Raw genomic sequence first — 14,708 nt, 5'->3', positions numbered from 1 at the left:
AACACCCGGTCCCATTCCGAACCCGGTAGTTAAGCCTTCCAGCGCCGATGGTACTGCACTCGTGAGGGTGTGGGAGAGTAGGACGCCGCCGAACAATCATTCCCTCAAAGGGGCGCTCATGTCGAGCGCCCCTTTGAGGCGTTTCAGCGGTTCCCGTTGATGATCTCGCCAATTTCGTCGACTGCCGGGTGGTCTCTTTCCAGCGGTGCCATGTGGGGATCAGGTGCCACGCCCTGGGAGTTCTTCCAGCCCGGTGAGGACTCGAAGACGCGGGCCCCGTACAGGGGGTTCGTGGGGTCGCGCCCGAGGATGGGGTCCACCGTGGGTGGGTCGGGGTCTTGAGTGCTCGGCTCGTACTTCGGGACCTCGAAGTTGCTCCACTCGTCGATGGCGTCGCTCGGCGCGGTGGTGGCGTGCACCCGCGACCCCACGTCCTCCGGGTTCACGCCGTCGAGCCTGAGGTCGCTGACGTGCTGGGTCCACGCGCCGGGGCTGGACACCAGCACCAGGTCGTCGGCGGCGAGGCTGTGCGCTTGGGCGGCGTGCGCGATCGTGGTCGAGCCGTAGCTGTGGCCCACGGCACTGAGGTGGGCGCCGTGCGCGGTGACCCGCAGGCCGTCGTGGAACCGGTCGAGGGCAACGCCCGCGTCGGCGGCGTAGGTCGGGCTGAGCGCGGAGGCGATGTTGTCGGGTGTGTCGTAGCCGACCCAGGCGATGACGGCGACCCTGCCTTCCTTGATGCCGCCGGCGCCATCGGCCAGGGTGGTGGCGCGGTTGAGTTCGCCGTCGATGGTGCTGAGCGAGGCCCCGACACCCGGCACGAACGTCGCGACGTTGGCGGCCTCGTCGGGGTTGCCGTAGGCGACGATGGCCTTGCCGTCGCCCGCGGTGTCGAGGCCGAGCAGGTAGTAGCCCTGTTCGGTGGTCTTGCCGCGGAGGCTCTCCAGCGCCGCGATCTGCTTGTCGAGCTGCATCATCCGCATGTCCTGCGAGCTCGTCAGGTCGGGGTACCGCGTGATCAGCTCCGCCAGCTCGCCGCGTTCGGCGCGCAGGGCGGCGAGCTCCCGTTCGAGGACGTTGCGGTTGGCCAGGTCGCGTGCGGTGGCCGGAACGCCGTCGAGGTTGCGGATCAGGTCGGGGTCCTCCGCCACGAGGCGGCTGCGGTCGCCGTCGCCCAGGGAGAGCCACCAGGTGTGGACGTCCTGAGGGCTGCCGCCGGGTGGGGGTGAGGGTGGCCCGCCGAGCGCGGGACCGCCGGTGATCCGCCCGGCGGCGTCGCTGACCAGCCTGTTCACCTCGCCCGCGAGCTGTTGGGCGAACGCGTTGCGCCGGAGGTCCTCCCCGATGCCGGTGATGCCCGCGTAACGCTCGGCGTTGGCGTCGAGGAGCTTGACGATCGCGTCCTTGGCGGTGGCGACCTCGTTGGCGAAGACGTCGGCGCGTCTGGCCAGCTCGCCCATGTCGGTGCCGGTCGTCGCGGCGCGCTGGAGGTGGTGCCGGACGAGGCCGGTGAACACCGTGCCGGCCGCGTCGGGCCAGTCGGCGTTAACGGAGTTCAGGCTGTGCTCGGCGGCCTTGCCGTACTCGGCGCCGGTGCGCCGCCAGCTGTCGGCCAGCGCGTGCGCGGTCTCCTCGTTCGACAGGGGCCAGGTGGCGCCCATGGCCTTCGCCCGCAGCCACAGCTCGGAGGTCGGTTCGGGGATGGCCACCTCAGCCACCACCCGGGAACGCGCCCCTGGAGCGCTCGTCGGCGGCGAGGTAGTCGACCACAGCGTCGTGACCGGTCCGGCCGTCGCTCAGCAGCAACTCCGGCACGAGGTCCGCGACCTGGCGCACCTTGGCGGCGTCGGCGTCGTAGCCGGCGCGGAACGCCTGCCCCAACGGGTCCGCGCCGATGCCCGCTTCGCCCGCGACCAGCCCGGACTGCCCGTCCCGCCACGTGGCGGCCAGCGTCTCGCCGGTGCCGGTGAGGCGGTGCAGCGCGGGCTCTATCCCGTCCACCTGCATGTGTGCGAATCCACCCATGGCACTCAAAGTGGCGCAGCGGGCCGGTGCGCGGCGGGCCGTGGCCGCTACCGGTCACGCGCCGAGCCGCGACGGTGCGACTAGTTTTTCGGCCATGCACGAAGAGCCAGCCGACCCCCGCACCCAACGCCGTTCCGGTGGCCACGCGACCGTCCAAGCCGACCTGGCCACGAGCCCGTTCCGGATCGACCGGGACCGGGTGGCCAGTTCGCCGTTCTTCGCCCGGCTCGGCGGCGTCACGCAGGTCGTCAGCTCGACCGGTTCGGGTCTGCTGGTGCACAACCGCCTCACGCACAGCCTGAAGGTCGCCCAGGCCGCACGCGCCATCGCCGAACGGCTCACCACGCGCCCGGACGTGGCCAACCTGCTGGACAAGCTCGGCGGCTGCGACCCGGACGTCGTCGAGGCGGCCTCCCTGGCGCACGACCTGGGGCACCCGCCGTTCGGGCACCTCGGCGAGCAGGTGCTGGATCGGCTGGCCCGGCACCGGTTCGGGCTGTCGGACGGCTTCGAGGGCAACGCCCAGTCGTTCCGCATCGTCACGACGACCGACGTGCGCGGTCCGGCCGCGGTCGGGTTGGACCTCACGGTGGCGGTGCGCGCGGCGATGCTCAAGTACCCGTGGACGCGCCTGTCCTACCCGAAGCCGCACCCGCGGGACCTGCCCGCGCCGCCCCGTGGTGCCGCCGAGCCGACCGATGGGCCGGGCACGGGGTCCAGCAAGTTCTCCGCCTACGTCACCGAGCTGGAGGACGTCGAGCAGTCCCGCGCGTTCTACACGGCGAGGGTGGAACCGTGGCAGCAGACGGTCGAGGCGTCGGTCATGGACACCGCCGACGACATCGCCTACGCCATCCACGACCTGGAGGACTTCCACCGCGTGGGCGTGCTCCAGCACGCCGCCGTGTCGACCGAGCTGAACACGTGGCTGGACCACGCGGTGGAGCTGGCGGGTCTGAGCGCCGCCGACCTCGCCGCCCAGGAACGCCGACCGGGCCGTTCGCTGGAGGCACTGCGCCGCCGCCTGCACGCCAAGGACTCGTGGGCCGTGCACGACGACGCGTTCGCGCACGCGGTGGCCAAGGTGCGTGCCGAGCTGGTGGACGGGCTGCTGGCGGTGCCGTTCGACGGCTCGGTGGAGGCCGAGCAGGCCGTGGCCGGGTTCTCCGCCCGCTGGACGCGTCGCCTGGTGGACTCGGTCGGCGTGGTGGAGGAGCCGACGACCCGGTCCGGGCACGTGGTGCTGGCCGTGCCGCAGTGGCACGAGGTGCAGGTGCTGAAGTTCGTGCACCGCCGGTTCGTGCTGCTGCGCCCGGACCTCGCGCTGCACCAGCGCGGCCAGGCGCGGCTGCTGACCGCGCTGGTCGAGGCGTTGGAGCAGTGGGTCACCGACCGGCACGAGGCGAACCGGCTGCCGCGCCGGCTGCACGACCTGGTCGAGCTGGCCGGTGACGAGTACGCGGGCCTGGCCCGGACGGACCCGTCCGTGCTGGTCGGCGCCACGGGGGAGACGCCGTCAGGGCCGGACGCCGTGCGGGCGCTGGCCCGCGGCCGGGCGGTGGTCGACTTCATCGCCTCGCTCACCGACAACCAGGCCGCGGCGCTGCTCGACGCACTGTCCGGACGCACCGGTCAGCTGTGGACAGATGCTTTTGTACTGTGAAATGTGATGGATCGACCATCTGAGAAGTAGGCCGAACGGTGGCAGACGGTACTTGTCCGTGCGCAATACGTTGACCCCTCGGTCGGAGACATCCGACCGAGGGTCGCGTGCGTCGGGGGCACGCACGAGCTGGGGGAGACGCCTGTGCGCTCACCGAAACGCCGTTTGCGAAGAAACGCCCTGATCGCCGCGAGTGCCGCGGTGCTGTTGACCTTGGGCGTCGTGTCGCCCGCCTCCGCCGACCCGCCCAAGGCGTCGAAGGGCGTCGAGGACAGGACCGCCGCGCAGATCGCCGCGCTGCAGGACATCAAGAAGTCCCTCACCGCCGCCGAGTCCAAAGTGGACAGCGCGCTCGTGGTCGAGCAGCGCCGCCGCGCCAACGCCACCACGTTCAACAAGCTCCCCGCCCTCCAGACCGGCGTGAAGGTCCACAGCGGAAACACCGTCGAGGTGGACATCCGCGCGTTCAAGGTCACCGACGACCTCGTCGCCGCGGTGAAGGCCGCCGGTGGCGGCATCCGCTCGGTCTCCACCGAGGGCAGGACGGTCCGCGCCCAGCTCCCGCTCACCGCGTTGACCAAGCTGTCCGCCCGCGGCGACGTCCGCCGCGTCGAGACCGCGGTCGAGTACCGGACGTACCACCAGAAGGACGACCGCAAGGCCGACCCGGCACCCTCCAAGGAGGACAAGGCCAGGGAGATCGAGGCACGCACCCGCGAGGCACTGGTCGCGCCGCAGGCGGTCCGCACCGGCGAGGGCGACCGGGCGCACGCCGCCGACACCGCCCGCAACGACTTCCGCGTCACCGGCACCGGCGTGAAGCTGTGCGCGCTGTCCGATGGCGTCGACTCGCTCGGCCTGTCGCAGGCCGCCGGTGAGCTGCCCGCCGGGGTCGACGTCCTGGCCGGTCAGGAGGGCACGGGCAACGAGGGCACCGCGATGCTGGAGATCCTCCACGACATCGCGCCGAACGCGAGCCTCGGCTTCGCCACCGCGGTCAACGGTGACGCGAGCTTCGCCGACAACATCCGCTCCCTGCGCTTCCGGCTGGGCTGCGACGTCATCGTCGACGACATCCTCTACTTCAACGAGTCGCCGTTCCAGGACGGCGTGATCGCGCAGGCCGTGGACGCGGTCACCGCGGACGGCGCGCTGTACTTCTCCTCCGCGGGCAACGACGGCAACGTCGCCGACGGCACCTCGGGCCACTGGGAGGGCCAGTTCGTCGACTCGGGCGTCGGCGTCGGCAAGTTCGCCGGCACCGCGCACGACTTCAACCCCTCGCCGGACGCCAAGCAGGTGTTCAACCCGCTGTCGGACAGCTCGGGCAACGTGCCCGTGACGCTGTTCTGGTCCGACCCGCTGGCCTCGTCGTTCAACGACTACGACCTGTACCTGGCGAACTCGCAGGGCAACGTGGTGGCGTTCAGCCAGGGCGTGCAGGACGGCAGCCAGGACCCGTACGAGCGGCTGAACACGCCCACCACCGCGTCCGGGCTGCGGCTGGCCGTGGTCAAGTTCCGCGGTGAGGACAAGTACCTGGCGCTCTCGGCTCTCGGCGGTCGGTTCAAGGACTCGTCCGATGGGCTCAAGAAGTACGCCACGCCCGGCGTGACGCGGGGCCACTCCGCGGCCAAGGGCGCGATCAGCGTCGCGGCGGCACCGGCGAACAACCCGCTGCCGTTCGACCTGGAGCCGGGCGACCCGGCCAACCCGCGCGGCCCGTTCCCGAACGCGTTCGACGGCACGCAGAAGCCCGAGCGGTTCACCTCGGACGGTCCGCGCCGGGTGTTCTTCGCGCCGGACGGCACCCCGAGCGAGGAGGTCCGGCAGAAGCCCGACCTGACCGCGGCGGACGGCGTGCAGACCAGCGTGGCCGGGTTCAACCCGTTCTTCGGCACGTCGGCGTCCGCGCCGAACGCCGCGGCCATCGCGGGCCTGGTGCTGTCCGGCAACCCCGGCCTGTCGCCCGCCGAGGTGCGGGAGGCGTTGACCGGCACCGCGATCGACATCGCCGAGGCGGGCGTGGACAACCGGACCGGCGCGGGTGTCGTGCGCGCCGACCTGGTGCTGGGCTACACCGGTGCCTCGCCGCAGCCGCTGGCGAAGGCCGTGAAGCCGACCGTGGTCAACGACGGCGACGGCAGCCAGTACCTCAAGCCGGGCACCACGGCCACGGTCACCGTGCCGGTGGTCAACTCCGGTGACGGCACGGCCGCGTCGACCAGCCTCGTGCTGACCACGCCCACCGCGGGTGTGACGATCGCGCCCCGGTCGAAGTACTACGGCAACGTCGAGGTCGGCCAGACGGTCACCAACACGTTCAAGGTGAGCGTGCCCGCGTCGGCGAGTACCGGCTCGGCCGTCCGGCTGGACGCCCGGGTGACGTTCGCGGGCTCGACCTCGCCGACCACGAGCGCGTTCACGCTCAACGTCGGCGAGCCGTCCCGGGAGACGAAGACGTTCGCCTACACCGGGCCGGTCGCGGCCATCCCGGACAACGACGCCACCGGCGTCACGGTGGACATCCCGGTCAGCGGCGTCGGCCGCGGCTCCAGGATCGTGTTCTCGATCGACGGCGACACCTGCAGCTCGGCCACGGGTGCCACGACCGTGGGCATCGACCACTCGTTCGTCGGTGACCTGGTCGGCACGCTGACCTCGCCGTCCGGCGCGACCGCGACGGTGTTCCAGCGCAACGGCTCCACCGGCAACAACCTGTGCCAGGTCGTGTTCGACGACACCGCCGCGCAGCCGTTCTCCGCGGTGACCAGCAACCTGGCGCCGTACACGGGCACGTGGCGGCCCACCACCCCGCTGGGCGCGCTGCTCGCCGAGCCGGTGGACGGCACGTGGAAGTTCAAGGTCGTGGACGCGGCGGCGTCCGACCGCGGCTCGATCCGCGCGGTCTCGCTGAAGATCAACGGTTACGTCTGATCGTTGCGGTGACGTGAAAAGGGCCCCGGGAGCGCGCTCCCGGGGCCCTTTTGTTCACGTGTTACTTCGGCCACTCCCAGCGGATGCCGAACACGCCGGGCCCGAAGCCCAGCGCCACGGCGTGCACGCCACCCGCCGCGTCCAGGGCCAGGTTGCGCCGCCGGGACGGGGTCTCGTCACCGGCGGGCACGCTGAACTGCTGGCAGCGGGCGGGCAGGTTCGACTGGTCGAACCGCACCTCGATCACGTACTCGCGCACCGGCAGCCGGAACTTGCGGGCGAACGTGTTGTTGCCCGCCGGGTAGTGGCCCTCGGCGAACAGCAGCTCGTACTCCATGATGATGGTCTCGCCCCTGGTCAGGGGCCGGTCGAACATCATCTCGGCGGCCATGATGTTGGCCTCGGTGTCCTCGACCACCCGCCCCAGGTGGCAGTTGCGCAGGTTCACCACCTGCGGGAGCACATTCGCCTGCTCGGTCTCGAAGACCAGCGCCCACCGGTCCGGGCCGTCCTGCTCGGCGCGCAGGATCTGGCGCACCCACACCGAGCGCTGACCGCCGTCCGCGGCGATCTCGATCCGGTCGTGCTGGCTGATCCGGCCCAGCTTCACGTCCGACGACGTGTCCACCTTGGTGAGCAGGTTCGCGACCCGCTCGCGACGCGCCCACAGCGCGTCGATCGGCATCATCGTCGTCGGCCGGGACCGCCTGCCGCGCGGGCGCGGCGGGCCGAGCAGCGCGGACAGGCCCGCCTGCGGCACGCCGAGCACGGTCTCCAGGTGGCGCAGCGCCTCCAGCGACTCCGGTCGCTCGGGTCGGCGTCGACCGGACTGCCAGTAACTCAGCGTGGCGACACTGATCGTGACCCCGCGCAGCGCGAGCCGGTGCTGGATGCGGTCGAGACTCAGCCTGCTCGCTTTGATCGCGGCTCTCAGCGCCTCGGGGAACGGTCCCGTGGTGAGAAGCTGCGCAAGACTGCCGTGGCCCGTCGAGTCGAGTTCGTCGACGGACAGGTTGGGTCGACCGGCAGCGTTGGTCATTGTGACTCCCCGCTGTCATGAGATCACGCCCCAGTGACCCTACCCGCCAACGCAGGGCGTTGGTGCCTTCCAGGTGGAGTCAATGATTGGGCCATACGGGTTACGAGTTCACTGGGGTCGGCATCGTTCTGTCAAGTGGTGAACATCCGTGCTCTCCCCTTTGTAAACCCGCCGGTAACATTGTGCAACGGCAGCTTCGGGGTCGTGCCGGCGGCCCCTTCGGGGTGCTATGCGGTCAGGCCGTCCGCTCGCCCCACCGGCCACACGCTGTTGGCGGCCGTTGATCCGTTGGGCCTACTGTGTGCCCGGTGACCGCCGCCCAGGACCTCGTGCCCCTGCCGGAGGACCCGCTGACGGAGGTCGCCGCCGCCGTGCTCGGCGACGGCCACCACGTGGTGCTCGACCTGCTCGACGTCGTGCGGCACCACGGTGGGCGGCCCGTCGACGTGGTCCGCGCGGGCGACGACCTGCTGCCCCGGTTGGCCCACGAGAACGCGCTCGACCAGGCGCTGCTGCTGGCCCGGCGGGCGCTGCGGCCCGGTGGGCTGTTCGTCGCCGCCGTGCCCGAGCTGGACAAGCTCGGCAAGCTGAGGCCCACCGCGCCGCCGCCGAAGGTGTCCGGGCGCGGTCCGGACCGGCAGGTGACCGTGCAGCTGTGGGACTGGGCGGCCGATGGCGAGTCCTACGCCCTGGAGGTCGTGCGGCTGGTGCGCGGCGCGGAGACGTGGGAGGTGGCGAACACCGTGTCGACCAGGCACCGGGTGCTGTCGCCCGAGCAGATCGCCGCCTCGCTGACCGAGGCCGGGTTCGGCGCGGTGCAGCGGCTCTCGCCCGCCGAGTGCGGGCACCCGCTGCCGGTCTGGGTCGCGGTCGCACCGGCATGAACAGGGTCCGCCCGGTCTCCGGCGGTGGACGGGCGGTCGAAGTGCCGCCGGAACGCCTGGACGGGTGGTTCTCGCGGTTCGCCCTGCGTCACGGTGGTGTGGCGTCAACGTCGGTGACGCCGGGGTCTTGCCTGGTCACGGCGGTGGACGGCGCGACGGCCGCGGTGTCGGTCGCTTTCGGTGAGTTCACCCCTGCGGGCGAGTACGAAGGTCTGGTGATCGACGCGCTGCTGGCGCACGCGTCGGCGTCGCGGAGGATCGGGTTGCTGCTCGTGCGGCTCGGCGGGCACAGCATCGGGGTGGCGCAGGACGGCGTGGTGCTGGTGTCGACCACGGACAGCCGTCAGGTGCACGGGCGCAACAAGGCGGGTGGGTGGTCGCAGCAGCGGTTCGCCCGGCGTCGGGAGGGGCAGGCCCGGGTCGCCCTCCAGGCGGCGGCGGACGACGCGGCGCGGGTGCTGGGGCCACGGGTCGGTGAGCTGGACGCGGTCGTGCTCGGTGGTGACCGTCAGGCGTTGGACGTCCTGCGGGGTGACCGTCGACTGGGCGAGGTGTTCGCGTTGGCGTCACCGCGCGTGTTGGACGTGCCGGAGCCTCGGCGGGCGGTGCTGGACGAGGCCGCCGAGCGGGCGCGGGCGGTGGAGGTCGTGGTCCGGGAAACTCGCGGAAACTCGTGACAACCCCAGGCCACCCCGACCGCATTTCTAAGGGTGAGGAGGCACCGACCACCGGCTGCCTCATGAACCCGAGGAGCAGTCTTGCTGCGCAAACGACTCGTGCTGGCGGCGGGGGCCGTCGTGCTCGGCGGTATCGCCGTGGCGGGGACCGCGCTGGCGTCCGGCGGTGGGGACGAGGCGCCCGCGCCGACCACCACCCGGCCTCCCGTCAGCTCGACCGCCACGTCACCGGTTGCGACGTCACCGGCTTCGTCGTCGCCGATCGCGACGTCGCCGGCGTCCACCGAACCGCAGTCGACGGTCACCCGGCCGCCGGCGACCACGAGCCAGCGGCCGGAGGTCACCCCGCGGCCCACGGCGACCACGCGCCCGGAGCCGACGTCGACCCGGCCGCCGGTGGCCACGTCGACGGTGACCACCTCGCCGGGCGCGTCGTTCCCGGTGGAGACGTCGCCGCCGCTGCCGTCCACGCCGGCACCGACGAGGCGCTGACGGCGTGAGCTGGGACGCGGAGTTCACCCACTACTTCGACCGGTGTGCCGACTCGATGCGCTTCACCGCGTTCTTGTTGTGCGGCAACCACCACGAGGCCGAAGACGTGGTGCAGTCCGCGTTCCTCAAGTTCTACCTGGCGGGGCCGAGGCTGGCGCAGCGCGAAGGGGTGGACGCCTACCTGCGGCAGATCGTGGTGCGCACGTTCCTCGCGGAGCGCCGCCGGGTGCGGTGGAAACGGGAGAAGCTCACCGACGAGATGCCGGACGTGCCGGAGGCGGGGTCGTTGAGCGAGGACCGGCTGGTGGTGTGGCAGGCGTTGGGCGCCGTGCCCGCCAAGCAGCGTGCGACGCTCGTGCTGCGGTTCTGGCACGACCTGGGGGTGGAGGAGACGGCCGCGGCCCTCGGCTGCTCGGTGGGCACGGTGAAGAGCAACACCAGCCGCGGCCTGAAGGCGTTGAGGCAGCGGCTGGGACCGGAGTTCAGCGCGTTGTGGCAGGAGGTGTCGCGCGGTGCTTGAGGACGAGCTGAAGAAGACGTTCGAACAACTGAACATCCAACCGGTGCCACGCACGTTCGGGCCGCTGGACATCGTCTACCGGGGGACCGCCGTGAGACGCCGCCGCCGCACCTACGCCGTGGCCGCCGCCGGCACCGGCACCGCCGTGGTCGCGGTGGTGGTCGCCTTCGCCCTGAACCAACCGCCGGACCCCACCGACAACAGCCCCGCCGGCCCGCCGGACACCAGCACCAGCGCACCGGCCAGACCAACCACCACGACAACCCCCGAGGACGCCACCTCGTCCTCACCGGTGCCCCCGGCCTCCACCACCCCCACGACCGACACCAGCAGCCCCGACCCCACCCCGACCAGCACCACGACCGTAACCACGGCTCCACGCACCACCGGCACGGCGCACACCACCGCGAGACCCTGGATCACCACAACCCGCTAGACCCCAACCCGCCCGCGCGGGCACCACTCGCACTCCCGTTGGGCCTGGGCCTGGCCGCTTAAATCTGGCCCGTGCGGGTACCGCTCGCGCACCCGTCAGGCCCGGACCCCGGCCCGTGCGGGCGCTCACCCGGCTGCTCCCCGGCGGGCGGGACCCGTCGCGGCGAGCCCCGCCGTCCGCCCCGGCCCGGCCGACCTACCCCAACGTGCCGGTGGCGAGCAGCCCGCCGTCCACGCGCACGGTTTCGCCGGTGATCCACTCGGCGCCGTCCGAAGCCAGGAACGCGACCAACCGCGCCACGTCCTCCGGCGTACCCAGCCGCTTCATCGGGTAGCCGGCCGCCGCCTCCTCCTCACGTCCCGTGTACAGCGCCTCGGCGAAACGCGTCTTCACCACCGCCGGCGCGACCGCGTTCACCCGCACCTTCGGACCCAACTGCCACGCCAACTCCTCCGTCAACCGGATCAGCGCCGCCTTGCTCGCCCCGTACGCCCCGATCACGCCGGTCGACCGCAGCCCGCCGACCGAAGCGATGTTCACCACCGCACCGCCGTGCTCCTCCATCCACGCCTTCCACGCCAGCTGCACGAACCCGAGCGCCGCCACCACGTTGACGTCGAAGATCTTCCGCACCGCGTCGAGGTCCGCGTCCACCAGAGCCCCGAACACGGGGTTGATGCCGGTGTTGTTCACGAGCACGTCCAGCCGGCCGAACCGCTCCACGGTCGCCTCGACGGCCCGCGCGCGGTCGTCCGCGCTGCCCGCGTTCCCCGGCACCGCCAGCACACGATCGGGTGAGACGCCCGCCGTGGCCGCCAGGGATTCGGCCGCCGCCGTCACGGCCTCCGCCTTGCGCGACGTGATCGTCACCGACGCGCCGCGCGACAGCAGCTCCGCCGCGATGCCGTACCCGATGCCCCGACTGGCGCCCGTGACCAGAGCCGCCCTGCCCGTGAAGTCCGTAGTCATGGCGGGCAATCTATGCCGGTCGACACATACCGGTAATCCGGTGGCGCCCACCCCGTAGACTGGAACCGTGGTCATCTTGATCGAGTAGGTCCCGCGCCCAAACCGCGCCGTTGACCTCGCACGACCACACACCGGAGTAAAACTTGATCACCGCAACCGATCTCGAGTTGCGCGCGGGCTCGCGCATCCTGCTGTCCGACGCCACCCTCCGCGTCCAACCGGGCGACCGCATCGGCCTCGTCGGCCGCAACGGCGCCGGCAAGACCACGTCACTGCGCGTCCTCGCGGGCGAGGGCCAGCCGTACGCGGGCGAGGTCCGTCGCACCGGCGAGCTCGGCTACCTGCCCCAGGACCCGCGCGAGGGCGACCTGTCCGTCATCGCCAAGGACCGCGTGCTGTCCGCGCGAGGCCTGGACCAGCTGCTCCGCGACATGGAGAAGATGCAGTCCACGATGGCCGAGCTGGTCGACGACACCGAGCTGCAGGCCGCCGTGCGCAAGTACGGGCGCCTCGAAGAGCGGTTCGCCGCCCTCGGCGGGTACGCGGCCGAGAGCGAAGCCGCCCGCATCTGCGCCAACCTCGGCCTGGCCGACCGCGTGCTCGCCCAGCCGCTGCGCACGCTGTCCGGTGGTCAACGCCGCCGCGTCGAGCTGGCCCGCATCCTGTTCGCCGCCTCCGAGGGCGGCGTCGGCACGAAGTCCAGCACGATCCTGCTGATCGACGAGCCGACCAACCACCTCGACGCCGACTCGATCGCGTGGCTGCGCGGGTTCCTCAAGTCGCACGAGGGCGGTCTGGTCGTGATCAGCCACGACGTCGAGCTCCTGGACGACGTGGTCAACAAGGTGTGGTTCCTCGACGCGACGCGCGGCGAGGTCGACATCTACAACATGGGCTGGAAGAAGTACCTCGAAGCGCGCGCCGCCGACGAGAAGCGCCGCCGTCGTGAGCGCGCCAACGCGGAGAAGAAGGCCGGCGCGCTCATGGCGCAGGCGGACAAGATGCGCGCGAAGGCCACCAAGGCGGTCGCCGCGCAGAACATGGCCCGCCGCGCCGAGAAGCTGCTCTCCGGCCTGGAGGACACCCGCCAGGCCGACAAGGTCGCCAAGATCCGCTTCCCGCAGCCCGCGCCGTGCGGCAAGACGCCGTTGACCGCCGAGGGTTTGAGCAAGTCGTACGGCTCGCTGGAGGTCTTCACCGGCGTCGACCTGGCCATCGACCGCGGGTCGCGCGTGGTCATCCTCGGGCTGAACGGCGCGGGCAAGACCACGCTGCTGCGCCTGATCGGCTCGATGGAACGCCCGGACAGCGGCGAGGTGATCGCCGGTCACGGCCTCAAGCTCGGGTACTTCGCCCAGGAGCACGAGACGCTCGACCACGAGGCTTCCGTGTGGCAGAACATCCGCCACGCCGCGCCGGACGTGCCCGAACAGCAGCTGCGTTCGCTGCTCGGCACGTTCCTGTTCAGCGGTGAGCAGCTCGAACAGCCCGCCGGCACGCTGTCGGGCGGCGAGAAGACCCGGTTGGCGCTGGCCGGGCTGGTGTCGAGCGCGGCGAACGTGCTGCTGCTCGACGAGCCGACGAACAACCTCGACCCGGCCAGCCGCGAGCAGGTGCTCGACGCGTTGCGCCGTTACGAGGGTGCCGTCGTGCTGGTCACGCACGACCCCGGGGCGGTGGAGGCCCTTGAGCCCGAGCGGGTGATCCTGCTGCCCGACGGGACCGAAGATCACTGGTCCCAGGAGTACCTGGAGCTCGTGCAGTTGGCCTGAGCCAACGGGTTTCGCCGTTCACCCCGCAACGTGAGCACTGATCGACTCTGCGTGATCCCACGACCGCTCGCAGATCATTTCGCTTGATCACCTGGCGTTCTTGGTCTTCGTGTTCGATCATTGCGACGACAGGGGCTTTCGAAGGCCCGACCTGCTGTCTACGGAAGGCGGGACAAGGTGGCTGACCTGAAGAAGGGCGCCCGGATCACCGGCGCCACGCGGGACAAGCTGGCCGCTGACCTGAAGAAGAAGTACGAAAAGGGCGCGAGCATCCGGGCGTTGGCCGAGTCCACCGGGCGCTCCTACGGCTTCGTGCACCGGGTGCTCAGCGAGTCCGGTGTGCAGCTGCGCGGTCGCGGTGGCGCCACCCGCACGAAGAAGAAGTAAGCTACCCTCCGGTAACCTGCAGGTGTCGAGGAGAGACGACGCCTGACGAAACCCGGAGGTTCACGCATGTCGGCACCGACCACCATCGACGCCGGCCTGCTGGAACGCGGAGGCGTGCGGCTCGTCGTGGACGGACCGCGCGCGACCATCACGCTTGACCGTCCCGACGTGCTCAACGCACAGACGCCGTCGACCTGGGTGGCGTTGCGGACGATCGGTGAACAGCTGGGCCCGGACGTCCGCGTCGTGGTCGTCCGGGGTTCCGGTCGCGCCTTCTCCGCGGGGCTCGACCGGCGCATGTTCACGGGCGCCCCGGTGGAGGGCGAACCGGGTCTGCCGGAGATCACGCGACGGGGACCCGAAGCAGGCGCCGCACTGATCGCGGAGTTCCAAGAAGGCTTCCGCTGGCTGCGCGACCCGGCTCGGGTGACGATCGCCGCGGTGCGCGGGCACGCGATCGGCGCGGGGTTCCAACTCGCGCTCGCGTGCGACTTCCGCGTGGCTGCCGACGACGTCAAGTTCTGCATGGCCGAGACGTCGCTCGGCCTGGTGCCCGACCTGGGCGGCACGTTGCCCCTGGTGCGCCTGGTCGGGTACTCGCGCGCGGCCGAGATCTGCCTGACCGGGAGGCGGGTCGGCGCCGAGGAGGCGCTGCGGATCGGCCTCGCGAACTCCGTCGTGCCCGCGGACGGCTTGGACGAGGCGGTCGACGCCCTGGTCGCCCGAGTGCTCCAGCCGATGCCGGGCGCCGTGAGCGAGACCCTGGCTCTACTGGCATCCGCCGCGGACGGCGCCTCGGAAGACACCCAACTGCGCGCGGAACGTGAAGCCCAACTCCGCCGCCTCGCCGAACTGACCGCCCTGGTTAACGGCCAACACTGACCAACCACCAAACACGATCGGGTGA

General features: G+C 71.4%; 14 protein-coding genes and 1 rRNA gene. 10 read left to right on the top strand and 5 right to left on the bottom strand.

The features are described 5' to 3' along the window. A 5S ribosomal RNA gene (gene rrf, locus B0I31_RS29800) occupies positions 1-94 on the top strand; the annotation flags it as partial. A 49-nt stretch (positions 95-143) separates the two neighbouring features. Here rrf and B0I31_RS29795 read toward each other — a convergent pair. Next, positions 144-1,709 carry a WXG100-like domain-containing protein gene (locus B0I31_RS29795; protein ID WP_146173992.1) on the bottom strand — a complete coding sequence of 522 codons (1,566 nt, stop codon included), beginning with the start codon at positions 1,707-1,709 and terminating at the stop codon, positions 144-146. Position 1,710: 1 nt separating this feature from the next. Then, entirely contained in the window at positions 1,711-2,025 is a 315-nt protein-coding gene (locus tag B0I31_RS29790; RefSeq protein ID WP_146173991.1) for a hypothetical protein, read from the bottom strand. 94 nt (positions 2,026-2,119) lie between these two features. Between B0I31_RS29790 and B0I31_RS29785 the strand changes: the two genes are divergently transcribed. Continuing rightward, positions 2,120-3,688: a deoxyguanosinetriphosphate triphosphohydrolase family protein gene (locus tag B0I31_RS29785; RefSeq protein ID WP_106618700.1), complete on the top strand. Its 1,569-nt coding sequence runs from the start codon at positions 2,120-2,122 to the stop codon at positions 3,686-3,688. A gap of 144 nt (positions 3,689-3,832) precedes the next feature. After that, entirely contained in the window at positions 3,833-6,625 is a 2,793-nt protein-coding gene (locus B0I31_RS29780; protein ID WP_106618699.1) for a S8 family serine peptidase, read from the top strand. Positions 6,626-6,686: 61 nt separating this feature from the next. On the opposite strand, the gene B0I31_RS29775 is transcribed toward B0I31_RS29780, so the two are convergent. After that, positions 6,687-7,664 (bottom strand): helix-turn-helix transcriptional regulator, encoded by a 978-nt coding sequence (locus B0I31_RS29775; protein ID WP_073900201.1) that lies wholly within the window; start codon positions 7,662-7,664, stop codon positions 6,687-6,689. A 308-nt stretch (positions 7,665-7,972) separates the two neighbouring features. Between B0I31_RS29775 and B0I31_RS29770 the strand changes: the two genes are divergently transcribed. The 4 genes from B0I31_RS29770 (at position 7,973) to B0I31_RS29755 (ending at position 10,237) form a co-directional block, all read left to right on the top strand. Next, positions 7,973-8,548: a hypothetical protein gene (locus B0I31_RS29770; RefSeq protein ID WP_245950542.1), complete on the top strand. Its 576-nt coding sequence runs from the start codon at positions 7,973-7,975 to the stop codon at positions 8,546-8,548. Then, the gene (locus B0I31_RS29765) at positions 8,545-9,225 is read left to right on the top strand and encodes an acVLRF1 family peptidyl-tRNA hydrolase (protein WP_106618698.1); all 681 of its coding nucleotides are present in this window, start codon (positions 8,545-8,547) and stop codon (positions 9,223-9,225) included. Before B0I31_RS29770 ends, B0I31_RS29765 begins: the two co-directional genes overlap by 4 nt. Positions 9,226-9,306: 81 nt before the next feature. Further along, complete coding sequence (locus tag B0I31_RS29760) at positions 9,307-9,717, top strand: hypothetical protein (RefSeq protein ID WP_106618697.1); 411 nt, start codon at positions 9,307-9,309, stop codon at positions 9,715-9,717. Between the two features lie 4 nt (positions 9,718-9,721). Beyond that, complete coding sequence (locus B0I31_RS29755) at positions 9,722-10,237, top strand: SigE family RNA polymerase sigma factor (protein WP_106618696.1); 516 nt, start codon at positions 9,722-9,724, stop codon at positions 10,235-10,237. Positions 10,238-10,348: 111 nt separating this feature from the next. On the opposite strand, the gene B0I31_RS29750 is transcribed toward B0I31_RS29755, so the two are convergent. Then, on the bottom strand, positions 10,349-10,660 hold the full coding sequence (locus B0I31_RS29750; protein WP_146173990.1) for a hypothetical protein: 312 nt from the start codon (positions 10,658-10,660) through the stop codon (positions 10,349-10,351). A 208-nt stretch (positions 10,661-10,868) separates the two neighbouring features. After that, complete coding sequence (locus B0I31_RS29745) at positions 10,869-11,642, bottom strand: SDR family oxidoreductase (protein ID WP_106618694.1); 774 nt, start codon at positions 11,640-11,642, stop codon at positions 10,869-10,871. 143 nt (positions 11,643-11,785) lie between these two features. Between B0I31_RS29745 and B0I31_RS29740 the strand changes: the two genes are divergently transcribed. The 3 genes from B0I31_RS29740 (at position 11,786) to B0I31_RS29730 (ending at position 14,683) form a co-directional block, all read left to right on the top strand. Continuing rightward, entirely contained in the window at positions 11,786-13,414 is a 1,629-nt protein-coding gene (locus tag B0I31_RS29740) for an ABC-F family ATP-binding cassette domain-containing protein (protein WP_106618693.1), read from the top strand. Between the two features lie 177 nt (positions 13,415-13,591). Continuing rightward, positions 13,592-13,801, top strand: coding sequence for a helix-turn-helix domain-containing protein (locus B0I31_RS29735; RefSeq protein WP_015103570.1), 210 nt, complete (start codon positions 13,592-13,594; stop codon positions 13,799-13,801). Positions 13,802-13,867: 66 nt separating this feature from the next. Then, positions 13,868-14,683, top strand: a complete 816-nt coding sequence (locus tag B0I31_RS29730; RefSeq protein WP_106618692.1) for an enoyl-CoA hydratase/isomerase family protein — start codon at positions 13,868-13,870, stop codon at positions 14,681-14,683. Positions 14,684-14,708 lie beyond the last annotated feature (25 nt).

It is taken from the genome of Saccharothrix carnea, assembly GCF_003014735.1.
Classification (GTDB): domain Bacteria; phylum Actinomycetota; class Actinomycetes; order Mycobacteriales; family Pseudonocardiaceae; genus Actinosynnema; species Actinosynnema carneum.
The sequence above is the reverse complement of the archived record's forward strand: the minus strand, read 5'-3'. Positions and strand labels throughout refer to the sequence as shown.

Bases quoted from the DNA above. Each gene is read 5' to 3' on its own strand.
- B0I31_RS29790 (WP_146173991.1), bottom strand. From the start codon at position 2,025: ATGGGTGGATTCGCACACATGCAGGTGGACGGGATAGAGCCCGCGCTG.
- B0I31_RS29785 (WP_106618700.1), top strand. From the start codon at position 2,120: ATGCACGAAGAGCCAGCCGACCCCCGCACCCAACGCCGTTCCGGTGGC.
- B0I31_RS29775 (WP_073900201.1), bottom strand. From the start codon at position 7,664: ATGACCAACGCTGCCGGTCGACCCAACCTGTCCGTCGACGAACTCGAC.
- B0I31_RS29765 (WP_106618698.1), top strand. From the start codon at position 8,545: ATGAACAGGGTCCGCCCGGTCTCCGGCGGTGGACGGGCGGTCGAAGTG.
- B0I31_RS29745 (WP_106618694.1), bottom strand. From the start codon at position 11,642: ATGACTACGGACTTCACGGGCAGGGCGGCTCTGGTCACGGGCGCCAGT.
- B0I31_RS29730 (WP_106618692.1), top strand. From the start codon at position 13,868: ATGTCGGCACCGACCACCATCGACGCCGGCCTGCTGGAACGCGGAGGC.